General features: G+C 36.3%; 11 protein-coding genes. 1 reads left to right on the forward strand and 10 read right to left on the reverse strand.

The window, feature by feature from the left end; translation table 11 throughout:
• The 10 genes from ABIN91_RS19120 to ABIN91_RS19165 form a co-directional block, all read right to left on the reverse strand.
• The gene (locus tag ABIN91_RS19120) at positions 1 to 2,175 is read right to left on the reverse strand and encodes a peptidase domain-containing ABC transporter (protein ID WP_348053048.1); all 2,175 of its coding nucleotides are present in this window, start codon (positions 2,173 to 2,175) and stop codon (positions 1 to 3) included.
• Between the two features lie 26 nt (positions 2,176 to 2,201).
• Complete coding sequence (locus ABIN91_RS19125) at positions 2,202 to 5,012, reverse strand: TonB-dependent receptor (RefSeq protein ID WP_348053049.1); 2,811 nt, start codon at positions 5,010 to 5,012, stop codon at positions 2,202 to 2,204.
• Positions 5,013 to 5,050: 38 nt separating this feature from the next.
• Complete coding sequence (locus ABIN91_RS19130) at positions 5,051 to 5,899, reverse strand: hypothetical protein (protein WP_348053050.1); 849 nt, start codon at positions 5,897 to 5,899, stop codon at positions 5,051 to 5,053.
• Positions 5,900 to 5,959: 60 nt separating this feature from the next.
• Entirely contained in the window at positions 5,960 to 6,217 is a 258-nt protein-coding gene (locus tag ABIN91_RS19135; protein WP_348053051.1) for a hypothetical protein, read from the reverse strand.
• A 430-nt stretch (positions 6,218 to 6,647) separates the two neighbouring features.
• The gene (locus ABIN91_RS19140) at positions 6,648 to 6,911 is read right to left on the reverse strand and encodes a hypothetical protein (RefSeq protein WP_348053052.1); all 264 of its coding nucleotides are present in this window, start codon (positions 6,909 to 6,911) and stop codon (positions 6,648 to 6,650) included.
• A gap of 108 nt (positions 6,912 to 7,019) precedes the next feature.
• On the reverse strand, positions 7,020 to 8,066 hold the full coding sequence (locus tag ABIN91_RS19145) for a vitamin K epoxide reductase family protein (RefSeq protein ID WP_348053053.1): 1,047 nt from the start codon (positions 8,064 to 8,066) through the stop codon (positions 7,020 to 7,022).
• 31 nt (positions 8,067 to 8,097) lie between these two features.
• On the reverse strand, positions 8,098 to 8,595 hold the full coding sequence (locus ABIN91_RS19150; RefSeq protein WP_348053054.1) for a cysteine peptidase family C39 domain-containing protein: 498 nt from the start codon (positions 8,593 to 8,595) through the stop codon (positions 8,098 to 8,100).
• Positions 8,596 to 9,002: 407 nt separating this feature from the next.
• Entirely contained in the window at positions 9,003 to 9,203 is a 201-nt protein-coding gene (locus ABIN91_RS19155; RefSeq protein WP_348053055.1) for a hypothetical protein, read from the reverse strand.
• 104 nt (positions 9,204 to 9,307) lie between these two features.
• Complete coding sequence (locus ABIN91_RS19160; protein ID WP_348053056.1) at positions 9,308 to 9,937, reverse strand: hypothetical protein; 630 nt, start codon at positions 9,935 to 9,937, stop codon at positions 9,308 to 9,310.
• Positions 9,938 to 9,954: 17 nt separating this feature from the next.
• Complete coding sequence (locus tag ABIN91_RS19165; protein ID WP_348053057.1) at positions 9,955 to 10,398, reverse strand: hypothetical protein; 444 nt, start codon at positions 10,396 to 10,398, stop codon at positions 9,955 to 9,957.
• Positions 10,399 to 11,231: 833 nt separating this feature from the next.
• Between ABIN91_RS19165 and ABIN91_RS19170 the strand changes: the two genes are divergently transcribed.
• The gene (locus ABIN91_RS19170; protein WP_348053058.1) at positions 11,232 to 12,197 is read left to right on the forward strand and encodes an NAD-dependent epimerase/dehydratase family protein; all 966 of its coding nucleotides are present in this window, start codon (positions 11,232 to 11,234) and stop codon (positions 12,195 to 12,197) included.
• The last annotated feature ends 254 nt before the right edge of the window (positions 12,198 to 12,451 follow it).

Raw genomic sequence — 12,451 nt, forward strand, 5'->3', positions numbered from 1 at the left:
TTACACGCCTAATTCTAATTGATTTTTCACTAGCATGTAATAACTTCCTCGTAAATTAACTAACTCTTTGTGTGTCCCTTGTTCAATTATCCTCCCGTTATCCAAGACGATTATATTATCGGCATTACTCACTGTACTCAATCTATGTGCTATTATAACCACGGTTCTTCCATTGAAAAACTCCTTCATATTATCCATAATTACCCGTTCGTTATTAGCATCCAAACAATTTGTGGCTTCATCAAAAAACAAGTATTGAGGATCTTTATAAACTGCCCGGGCGATAAAAAGACGTTGCCTTTGTCCCTGACTAATACCATTTCCTCCAGACCCGATCTTGGTCTGAAGGCCAAATGGCAAACCGTCTATAAATTCACTTAAGTTTGCAATATTAATTGCATGTTCAAGTTTCTCTTTATCTGGAAATTCATCGCCCATTGAAATGTTTGATGCTACGGTGTCGGCGAATATAAATCCATCTTGGGTTACTATTCCACATTCTTCCCGCCAGGACTTAAAACTGATTTGATTCAATTTGGTTCCGCCGATCCATATTTCCCCGGCTTCCGGTTCAAAATAACGTAAAAGCATTTTTAGTATGGTCGTCTTCCCACTTCCACTCATTCCCACAATTGCAGTTGTTTTTCCTTGCGGAATCTTTATATTTATCCTGTGTAAAACGGGATCATTACCGGCACCAGGGTAGCGAAAAGTGAGGTTGGAAATTCTAATACTTTTATTTGCCGGCAACTCTTTTATCCAGTGTTTATGGGCTGGCTCTTCATCATCTAATCCATGCACTTCATTTAAACGCTCCAAACTTATTTTTGCATCCTGATAAGTTTGAATAAAACCCAACATTTGATCAATTGGATTGCTGACTTGTCCGACTATATATTGTATTGCCATCATGCCTCCTATGGTAATTTGGCCGTCTATCACAGCCTTTACGCTTAAAAATGTTATCAAGATATTTTTAGCTTGATTGATAAACATGGAACCAGCTTGCTGATATTGATTAAGCGAAAGACTCTTAACTCTAAACTTAAAGATGTCGGCCTGTACGTGTTCCCAGCCCCAACGTTTTTTCTGTTCGCAGTTATTCAACTTAATCTCGTGCATTCCATTGACAAGTTCAACAACAGTACTCTGGTTGTTGGAGGCAAAGTCAAATTGTTTATAATTTAATTCACGCCTTCTTTTTAAAAAAGCAACTATCCAAATTGTATATAGCATTGTGCTCACGAATGAAACCAGAAAAATAACAATGTTGTAATAAATGAGGATAATCGTAAAAATGACCAGGTTGAGCATAGAAAACAGGGTGTTTAGGGTAGTTCCTGTCAAAAAGCTTTCTATTTTTTGTTGATCACTCATTCTTTGAAGAATATCGCCCGTTGTTTTGGTTTCAAAATAACTGATAGGCAGATTCATAAGCTTCAATAAAAAATCCGTTAATATCGAGATGTTGATCCGTGTACTTATATGCAATAAGATCCAGGAGCGTATAAAATTTACGGTGGTGCTTCCCGCAAAAAGCATTACCTGGGCTATAAGGACAAGGTATACAAAATTAATGTCGCGCGAATTGATACCAATGTCGACTAATGCCTGAGTAAGAAATGGTGTTATTAATGAAAGTATTGTGCCTATTGAAAGGCCAATAATTAACTGGATAAATAACTTCTTGTAAACAAAAAAGTATCGAAGTATAGACCGCCAATTTAATGTATTCTTATCGCCTTCTTTCTCAAAAAAGGCAGGTGTAGTACCTAAAAATAATGAGACTCCATCATGCAGTTCTTTATGGGCAAACCAATTTTTCTTGAATTCCTTGTCTGTTAGTGTAACTAACCCTGCGGAGGGGTCAGCAATATAGTAGTTGCCCTTTTTTATTTTATATAATATAACAAAATGATTCTGGCGCCAATGTAAAATACAAGGTAATTGGGCGTCTTTTAACTGCTCAAGTGTGAGCCGAACCCCTAATGTCCGGAAGCCGATTTTTTCGGCAGCCTCACTTATTCCTAACAAATTAACACCGCCCCGATTAACCTGGCAAGTTTCTCTGAGTTTTTGTATAGAGTAATTCCGGCCACAATATTTTGCTATCATGCGCAAACAAGTCGGGCCGCAATCCTTAATGTCCTGTTGTTTATAAAATGGGAATTTCAAATTGATAGTTATGTTTAAGGATTACATTAATAAATAAAGCTGCCATCTCCTTTACGCTTTAGTGTTTTACCATTGCGTTTTGGCGTGCCTCCCCATTTTTGAACATTAAGCCGAAAGCCAACAAGAAAATATCTGCTCAAAATATTTGATAATGTATTGGTCACACCCTGTGCTGTAACTACCTGCTGAGTGAAATTATTTTGATGTAGCAAGTCATAAATATTAAAGGTTAAAACCAAATTCTTTCTTTGTGAAAATTCTTTTTGAAAACCCGCATTCAAAACCAACGGGTTAGTATTGAGGTCGCCTAATCCGTTAATAAAGCTTTTGGTAATACTATAATTAACTTGCCAGTTTTTGAAGAAATACATTTTGCTATCCACAGCTAATGATATTGTTTGTAGCAAGGTTGGAGTGGCACCCGCCAATGTTGTGAACGTTCTGATTACGTCATAAGCAATATATGGGTTTACCTCGAAATCACCTGTCGGGTTTATTCTGGGGCCAAAACGTTCATTAAGTCTCCAGTTTGTATTATGGTATATCACATCATTACTCATGGCCAGGGTATAACCATAAGAAGCATTCCCATTTAATGACAGATTATATCTCCGGTCGGCCAGCTGTTTGGAGATGGTATAATTCGCACTTATAAATCTTGACCCGCTCAGATTAGCATAAAAGATTTCATTTATCGTTTTATATTTGTTAGGACTTGTTGAGATTAATTCCGGAACTTGTACGATATTGTTAACTGTTTGATCCCGAAAATCAGACGCATTGATATTAAATCCATAGCTAAATCTTGAGTTGGCTAAATAATTATTATACGAAGCATAAATTGTGTTTGTAAATGCGGGTTTAAGATCAGGATTTCCCATGATAATGTTATTCGGATCCGATCTGTCGGTAAATGGTTGGAGTTGCTGAAAATCTGGTATTGAATTGGTCCCTGAATATGCTAAACTAAATCTTTGTGTATTTGACCATGCATATTGTAAACGAATTACGGGTATCACTCTTAAATTAGTTAATGATGTAGATACATTTTCATTCGTATTCTGATTAATCTTGTCGCCAGCTAAAACTGTCGGTATGGCTGAGGCACCTATCGAAAAACTTAATTTATTTCGGTTATACGCGTAATTAAAGGCTACGCGAGTTTCGGTGAATGAATATTTGTATATGTTTGCGAGCCTGGTAAGTTCAACTACCTGCATACTGGCCAGCACGGTATCTGCTATGGCATTATTGTTGTAAACATTGTGATTTACTTTTCCTTCAAATTGAAATTGGGAGAATGAGTTTATTGGCTCAACATAAGTTATGACGGTATTGTAGTTTGTACTAAGGTTTGTTCTTTTGGTTAACAAGTGCGCGGTCGAGTCTTTTATTAATGTATTCCTCGTACTATCTGCGTAGTAACTGTAGTTTGTAAACTTATCGCCGTTTGCTATATTATTGCTGGTATTGATACCAATCAGTATGGAGAAATTTCTTTTAGGTTTTTTAAATATGTGTTGATAAAGGACTGTAATACCTGCACCCCTATTGTTGTTTTGATTACCAATGACACTTTTTAACATCCGATGTTCAAATCCGGTGGTAAAGTTGCTAATATTGTCTGTTGATCCGTCACTTGCACTGTTGCTGTTAGTATAATTAAATGTAGGCGTTACCTGTAAATAATTAAACTTATCAATATTGTATTCAATTTCTACGGATGCATTATGACCTTCATTTTTATTATCGGTAGTGCTTTGGCTGTTAAAACTGCTTGTGTTTTTGATTAAGCCGTTTTGACCATACGAGTAGATTTCGCCAAAACTATTATTTACAGCTAAATTGTCGATGAAATTGTAAACATAGCTGGCGTTAACCTGTATGTTTTTATCCCATTGGTCACGGTAACCTAATGATGGTGTCGCTGTTTTGGCAGTACCAGCGCTGCCTACTCTATTTCCGTTGGCATTTGCTATACCTGTTACAATATTATTGAATTTACCAATAAGTGTCAGTTGCTGGTTCGCATCAAGGTGAATTACGTTAAGGAGGGTATTATATCTGTCATCATTGCCCACTTGTGTAGTTAAAGATCCGTACGTGCCAATTGATTTATCGGCTTTGGTAGTTAGATTCAATGTTTTTGTTGAAGGACCATCTTTTATACCTGTTCTGGCGGCCTGTTCACCATAATCATCTATTATCTGGGCCCTGTCAACAATGTCCGCTGGTAAGGTTTGGATAGCCTGGGCTACATTGCCACCAGCGAAGGGCTTTCCGTTCAGATTTGCTTTTTTTATCTGCTGACCCATATAGGTCAATGAGCCGTCTGCACCTACTTCCATACCTTCCATTTTTTTCAGCAACTCATCAACCGTAGCATTTGCATGTACTTTGTAATCGCTTGATCGGTATTCAACAGTGTCGATTTTATAAACTATAGAGGGCGTGCCATTAATATTCACTGGCTTAAGCTCATTATATTGATTTCTCAATGTAATAGGTTGTAACACTATTTTACTGGCCTGATCATTATTTAAATATTTTCGTACCACAGTTTTATATCCGAGTTCAGATATGGTAAGAACAAATGTTGCTACTTTAACATTTTCTAATACAAAAATCCCATTCTTATCTGTGGTAATTAGGATAGAATCTTGAGCTGATATTAGTTTTATAGTAGCCATTTCCACGCCGTAGCCTACGCTATCCTGCACTACGCCACTAACCTGTCGAAAAGGCAACGGAGGCGGCGAATTGACTTTAGCTCGCGCCGTGGCCGCCTGTTGAGCAAATAGCCTGACAGAAAAGAACAAAATTGAAAATATTATCAAGACTCTTAAAGAGTAACTAATTCTCATTCTTTAGCGAGTTATTTCTTCGCTAAAATATACTCTCCCCAGAAGTCTGTAGTAGAGCCTACTGCATCAAGGTGGTCTTTTTTGGGAACTGCTGCGCTTGCACCGGGTGCGACAGCCATGTGAAGCCGTCCGTTGGCATCTTTTGTTGCTGTAAAACCAAAGTCATTCATAGTAAGGCCTTGCAAAACAACATGGTAGGAAAATGTTGTTTTGTTCTTTACATCTAATTTCAACAGTTTTAAGTTTATAGACATCTCAAAAGTATAAGTCATTTTGCTATCAAAGGCTTCCGCAGCGTTAATGCCGTCCCTATTGTATATGGAAAGTAGGGTATCAACGTCCGGAAAACCTTTAGTGCGGATAAATTTTTCGTTGTCATGCAATTTTTTATTTGCCACTCTACTGACGGAATCGGGGTTTTGTTCCATAGCGACACGTGTAGAATGTAGCATTGCCCCATTCTGAAAACTAATATATGGTTTGTTACCATATTTGAGATCAAAAAAAGGGTAATTAATTAAAACTGCATTTTCATCTTTTTTAGCACCTGAAGTATTGATGTACAGAACCACGCCACGGTTGGTTATTTTTGTCAACACATCAGGGTCGCTTGCTTGTATAACTAAATATAGATTTATATCATCATTACAAATGGTATAAAAAATTCCGGTAGCATTATTGTAAGCACTAAATTTATTATTCCATTCGATTGTTTTACCGTCGATCCTTATATTACTAGGAACACGCAAACTTTCCTTTTGAATATTTGGAAGCTTTTGACCATAAAGAACAAAAGGTAAAATGTAGTATAAAGTAGTGCAAAGTAGGCGACTAAATGTTTTTGAATTAGTTAAACTCATGTTTATAAATTTAATAGCAGGCAGATTATTAATCTCCGCCTGCCTAATAATGATAATTAATTAACAAACCATGTCACACGGACAATCCATGCCATAAGGATATTGATTGCTGACGGAACTTCCCCATGCATAAGCATCAGCTAATCCCTGCGCTTCGCAACAATTATCTCCTGGCCAACAACTTTCTTCACCTGTGTGATGACCACTTGCGTCAAGTGCGAAACAGGACCAAGGATCATCACCACCGTTGATCTTTTTCATTTGCTCTTTTGTTAGCATTTCTTTAATGCCACCAAATTGTAAATTTAATTTCTTCATTTTTAGTTTACATTTACGCCTCTGTTATTGGGTTACGGCTTCCCTATCCTGTTTTACCGAAGGCAGGCATCTTCTTACTATTTTACAGACATATTCTACAACTTCATTTACAAGCTTAAAATCTCTGGTCTTAGAGTCATGTTAACTTATTAATCCTAAGTATCTATTATCTATGCCTTTCAAGGATGAATGCAGGTAAACTCTTGATCGCCTGGAGCACAAAATATCACCTGCAAAGCCTAATTAAGGTTTCTTTGTCAACTACCCGTAGTCTTAATACGAAATTCTGCTTTACTCCCATATTCAATACTTTTTAGCAAGTAAACAATCGTAATATTTTACGTATTTGTATCACTTTCCGGTAGTCAATTCATTTTTCTAATTATGATTGTAATCTGAGCATGCGTCTGCTTATTTAAAAGGAAATTTATCAACAAACTATATCACACGGGCAGTTAATACCATAGGGAGTCTGGTCTCCGACCATACTTCCCCATGCAGCCGCATCTGCAAGCCCCTGAGCTTGACAACAATTGTCTCCGGGTGAGAGAAACAATGATTCGCCTATATCATTACCACTGGCGTCAAGTAAATAACAGGGCCATTCATTTTCATCACCACCGTTAATTTTTTTCATTTGTTCTTTCGTCAGCATTTCTTTGATGCCACCAAATTGCAACTTTAATTTTTTCATTTTTTAATTGTATTTTTACGCCTCTATTATCGGGTTGCGGCTTTCCCTATCCTGTTTTGCCGAAGGCAGGCATCTTCTATTGTTTCCGAGACAATATTTTGCAATACTTTATATTAAGTATTTAAGGTCTTCTGGTTTATATAGTGATGGGAGCTTGCGCCCGTTAATAAATATGATAGGTGTTGCTGTAGCACCCACTAACTTGAACCATGACCTTTGATTTTCAAGTTTTCCCTGATTATTAGATATTTCTTTGAGCGGATATTTCTTTACCAATCCTTCGTAGTTCTTGTCTTTATACCATTCATTAAGGGCGTGCTTAATAGAAGTTTCAGTGTACTCGTTTTGTAATGCCATTAAATAATTGGCTACAATTGTTTTTTTATCATTATCTTTTTTTGTAGTGTAAAAAATTGTTTGGAGTTTAATGTTTTCCCGATCGGTTATCCATTCATCCAATGATTTATGAGTTTTAGCGCATGGCTGACAATAAGGATTTGAGATAATTGTGATTACATTTTCCGCTTCCCGATCACCAATTAAAAGTGTATCATCATCATTTGGCAATGTGTATTTTACCTCATCACTTAATAGCTTTTGAAATAGCTCTGTATTGTATTTAAAGGTACGTAGCTGTTGTTTGAGCGGCTGCACTTGCTTGGCCATCAGAAGGTGCGGTTTAATGAACACCCAAATTATTATTGGTATTAACATTCCAACAAAAAGTGTCGTCAAATCTCTTATTTCTAATATTTGAATTGGTTTGGATAAATATGGTAAGTAAGCAAAGAATTGCAACCACAATAAGGCTTGAACTGTGCAGCAAAAAAGGCACCAGTTCTTAGCGATCTTCCACTGGTAATAAATGGAATAGAAAGTGTAAGGTAGGCTTATTAAATTAAGCCAGGCTAGGATATGAGTAACGTTGCTATGTGAGCTTCCAAATAATAAAATCACGCAAGTACCTGCAAAATAAAAGAAACCAACCTCAGACCAACTAAGACCCTCAACTATTATAGCTGCCTTTGAGGAAAGTATAGCTTCACAATTTCCATTTTTTCCATTGTCGCACATTTTTTTAATTAAAGGATTATTAGCATCAATACTTTGTAGCAGCAACAGGACGGAGGAAATTAATCCAAGAGCTGTAAACAATGTTAATAGTGCAAAAGGCCAAGGAAATAAATTATCGTAAGGGTTGTTTATAATTAAAAAAGCGAAAAAAAACAACCACTGTACCTATTATAACGAAAGGAACACGTATACTCTCTAAAATTTCTTTTCTTCGTTTAGATCGATAATTCGACTCTTCCGAAATTTCATCTTTTTCGACGGCCAGAACACTCCCGCTAAATACTTTTTTAAAATCGTCTATACTGAATAACTTCCTGTGCCAAACCTCATTTGATACAATCACCTCATTATCACTCATAGTGCTTATTAGAACAAATTTTCCACTTTTTAAGTATGCGATAAAGGGAACAGGAAGCATTGTTAGCTCATTAACAGATAGTTCATAAGGGGCATTGGGAATCCCCCAGTTAGCAAGAACATCACTTATTGCCAGCATGCTATTAGGATGAGGGTGTCTTTGTAGCTCATCGTTTATACTTTGCCGGGTAATAGCGATCTTTAAATCGTCAACAAGTAATTTCGTTACTCGCGCAATGTTGCTGTTTATCATGATTGTGAGTATGGCATTATGGTTGTTCAATAATACTAATTATTATCCTATTTAAATAATTTAGTTAAATTATTATCGCTGAAAATTAGAGCTATAAAACATATAATTATATATTAGCGGACACGTTGTTCTAAAGCTTAATTAACTTAAAAAAATGCTAATTCTTTTTTAATGAGTAAGGATTTCACTGTTCATATGCAGCCCATTAATGGTCATGTACATTCACGAAACCGATCAAATCGAGCTTATCCATTGAATGAGTCTGGAATACCGAAACTTGATTTAAGATCAATAACTAGCATAGAAGATAAGCATATAGCGATATATGAAATCATTCGGTGGTTAGATGTTGAAAATAGTAAAAGGTACGAACCATCTGATGGAAAAACCTACTGTAATATTTATGCTTATGATTTTGCATACTGTTTAGGATTATTTATTCCTCGCATTTGGTGGACGCCAAAGGCCAAATTGTAAATAGCAGGGTCTGTATTCGGGATGCGTGAAAACGTTACCATTTTACTGATACGTCCCTTTGGTCCCTCGCTCCAAAATTCGTAATCGTGATAATCGTTGCTGTTAAGATATTGATACCGTTCTAAATTCATGGCATTGTATTTAAAAGTGAGTCAGACTTCAAAATTAGTGATTTCAGTTTTAGGCATATTACTGCTGACTGGTACGGTACTACCATCCGTGTGTAATTAGATATTTATCTTTTATGTTTACTTGTAGCAGTCGTTTTGCCTCGAAGCTTCCTAAGCTTCTCATTAGCCGCCTTACTCTGTTCAGCGGCTTGTTTCGCTTCGATGGCTGCCTGGGTCATTGTTTGTCTTTCTTCTATTTTAGCCTGTGCTATTTTAAGTAGGCTGTCAGGATTATTACTATAAGCACTATCGATCTGCCGAAATACATCAGGGTAAAATCCTTGTACTAAAAGAAATTTATTGGTTGCATCGCTTCTGCGGTTGTTCACTAAGTACTGATTTATCGAGATGGCGAGTAAACTACAAAAGCCAAGTATAAGCCCTAAAACAGTTTTAATAACAAATTTTGATTTAGGGTCAAACTCATGCTTAACAGGTATTGCTTTTGGTATGGCATCAAGTTTTGTATCAAACCTGTTCAGCTGACTACCAAATTGTTGCAACTGCTTAGTATTCTCCAACGTTTTCATATCTGCTGTTTTTTTAACCATTGTCTCCAACTCCTCTAATTTCGTGGGTAAGCCGGTTAAATTAAGTTCCTCAATTTTGGATTGTCGCTTTACGAGATCAGACATTTGCTTAGCCAAACTGTCTATGATCTCTTGCTGTATGTTATTTTCTTCGTGATTTTCCATTGTATTAAATGTTAATGTTACCTGCTAATTTTATAGCGCTCACTTGGTTTTTTACGCTTTTTCTTTCGCTCGTCCGTGTCGTGGATGTATGGCAGAGGCTCTATATAATCTGGTTCAAGCAAAACTTCAAGCAGGGATTTACCTCCCGTACTTTGCTGTTGAGGGAATAAAGGTGTTTGTGATTGTGAGGCGGCTTTCAGGTCACTAACAAACTGTTTATGTTGCATCTGTTCGGATTCGCGTTGCTGTACATTTTGTTGTATTGACTGTGTTAATCTGGATATTCCGCGGGGCTTGACCATGCGATTCCGTAGAATGTGGAGCACCGATTTGTATATTCGTTGTAGGAAATGGCAATTAATAGTCAATGAATTGATATGGTCAAAGTGTTGCGGAACCAATAGTTTAATATTCCGGAACGAGGTGATGAATGGTTCCAGAATATCCAGTTTAATCTCCATTATTTAAAGGAATAACTAATAGGCGCTACAACGTCGAACTTAGTTTCTGGAGTGAACGCAACGCCATCCATAGGTTGTCACTTTTCAAAACACGTTTCAGTCTCAAACTGGATTTTCTCCCATTTAACATTAAACAGATTATTGACTGTTATACCGATCATATTTAGGCTTGGTATTGTTTCCATAAAAGGCAGTCCGGCTGTTTGGCCGCCTGTATTTCAAAAACCACAACCTCCGGCCGCAATTGCTTTTTTCAAATACAGCATATTTAATTTAAGAGATGGTTTAAAGGCCTACGTTAACGACAACCCTGAAAAAACATGAATTTGACAGCGCCCGATGCTAAAGCCTTGGTCAAAAAAGAATTCTGACGTTAAAAGTCATAGAATCACTTTAGGGGGTAGCCTAAAGTGTTTTTGGATGTCTTCACTAAGAATGGGTTTTACATTGGCACTATCGCTTCCTTGTCCAGATGGTTAATCTGCCCCTAAAATTATTATTTAAATTTAATTACTAGTAGTTTTAATTTAATAATAAAAATATTATATTTAGGCTTGCAAGCCACCTGCAACCCTCCAACATTTAAATAGTGGATTTGAAAATAAGACATAAAATTGTTCCGAAAAACTAATTTTCGATGCCTATCTTGAATATATGTCGCAATTTTTCGAGACAATAGCGATTCGGATAGATATAATCACACCATAGTTTTGATCAGGAATGTGTGGCATAGTAAGTTCAAAGAGGTCTATTTTTACCTATTATCCGAAGAAAAAACAAGGAGCACAATCTTATTAACACTGATATATTTAAACCAATAATTAAAATAAATAATGACGCGAATATTAGTGACGGGTGGAGCTGGTTTTATCGGAAACCATTTGATTTCAGAATTACTTTCCGATAAAGAAAATGAAATAATCTGCATGGACAATCTTGATCCATTTTATTCAATAAAGCAGAAAGATATTAATATAAAATCATTTTTCAACAATCCAAATTTTAAGTTTATTAACGGAGACATAAGGAATAATGCAGACTTAAATCAAATTGGCAGTATTGACAAAATTGTTCATTTAGCGGCTAAGGCTGGTATAAGACCGAGTATTGATAATGCTTATCTTTACTATGAGGTGAATGTTTTGGGTACTCAAAGATTAATAGATTATGCTATAAAATACAATGTAAAACAATTTGTGTTTGCATCTTCCAGCAGTGTCTACGGTATTAATAAAAATCTCCCATGGGAAGAAGAGGATATCACGCAACCAATTAGCCCTTACGCCTCCTCTAAACTATCGGCGGAAAGTATTGGGTATGTCGCCAGTCATTTATATGGAATCAGGTTTATTGCGTTACGCTTATTTACTGTATACGGTCCAGGCCAACGCCCCGATCTTGCTATATATAAATTTGTCCAAGCCTCCCTGAAAAAGAAAAAGATCCGGATATATGGTGACGGTAGCAGTAGCCGGGATTATACGTATGTAAAAGATGTTGTAAATGGCATTATCCAAGCAATGAATTATGATCTTTCTCTCTTTGAGATAATTAACATTGGAAACAGCAAGCAAGTCACGCTTCTAGAATTAGTTAAAGCTATAGAATGTTTAACAGATTCGTCCATTAAGGTTGAGTTTTTACCTGAGCAGCCGGGTGACGCCCCGCATACTTGCGGAAATATTATAAAGGCACAACACTTGTTAAATTATTATCCTGCTACGAAGTTATCGGAAGGCCTTAAATTATTTTATAGTTGGTTTAAGGGTAATATTCCGATAAATGATTCTGAACATTAAGCATGTTAAGCTATTGCCCTTCCATAACAAGGATTATTATATTAAAAAATAAACGCGTACCCGGAGTAAACGCGTTTATAGTGAGATACATATAATAAAATACTCCAGATCAGTTATCCTATCTGTAAAATATATAATTGCATAAATTCTATATTGTTATAAATTAACCTGAAAATGGTATTTTTATATTGGGTTGTTGCCTAATCATCATTATAAATGCAGATAGTGTTTTCACCCCAAATGTAGTCGGTCAA

The sequence above is a fragment of the Mucilaginibacter sp. genome (assembly GCF_039921305.1).
Lineage (GTDB): Bacteria > Bacteroidota > Bacteroidia > Sphingobacteriales > Sphingobacteriaceae > Mucilaginibacter.

What these genes read in the sequence shown, in the direction of transcription:
- ABIN91_RS19130 (WP_348053050.1), bottom strand. Translation starts at nt 5,899, where the DNA reads ATGAGTTTAACTAATTCAAAAACATTTAGTCGCCTACTTTGCACTACT.
- ABIN91_RS19135 (WP_348053051.1), bottom strand. Translation starts at nt 6,217, where the DNA reads ATGAAGAAATTAAATTTACAATTTGGTGGCATTAAAGAAATGCTAACA.
- ABIN91_RS19140 (WP_348053052.1), bottom strand. Translation starts at nt 6,911, where the DNA reads ATGAAAAAATTAAAGTTGCAATTTGGTGGCATCAAAGAAATGCTGACG.
- ABIN91_RS19150 (WP_348053054.1), bottom strand. Translation starts at nt 8,595, where the DNA reads ATGATAAACAGCAACATTGCGCGAGTAACGAAATTACTTGTTGACGAT.
- ABIN91_RS19155 (WP_348053055.1), bottom strand. Translation starts at nt 9,203, where the DNA reads ATGAATTTAGAACGGTATCAATATCTTAACAGCAACGATTATCACGAT.
- ABIN91_RS19160 (WP_348053056.1), bottom strand. Translation starts at nt 9,937, where the DNA reads ATGGAAAATCACGAAGAAAATAACATACAGCAAGAGATCATAGACAGT.
- ABIN91_RS19165 (WP_348053057.1), bottom strand. Translation starts at nt 10,398, where the DNA reads ATGGAGATTAAACTGGATATTCTGGAACCATTCATCACCTCGTTCCGG.
- ABIN91_RS19170 (WP_348053058.1), top strand. Translation starts at nt 11,232, where the DNA reads ATGACGCGAATATTAGTGACGGGTGGAGCTGGTTTTATCGGAAACCAT.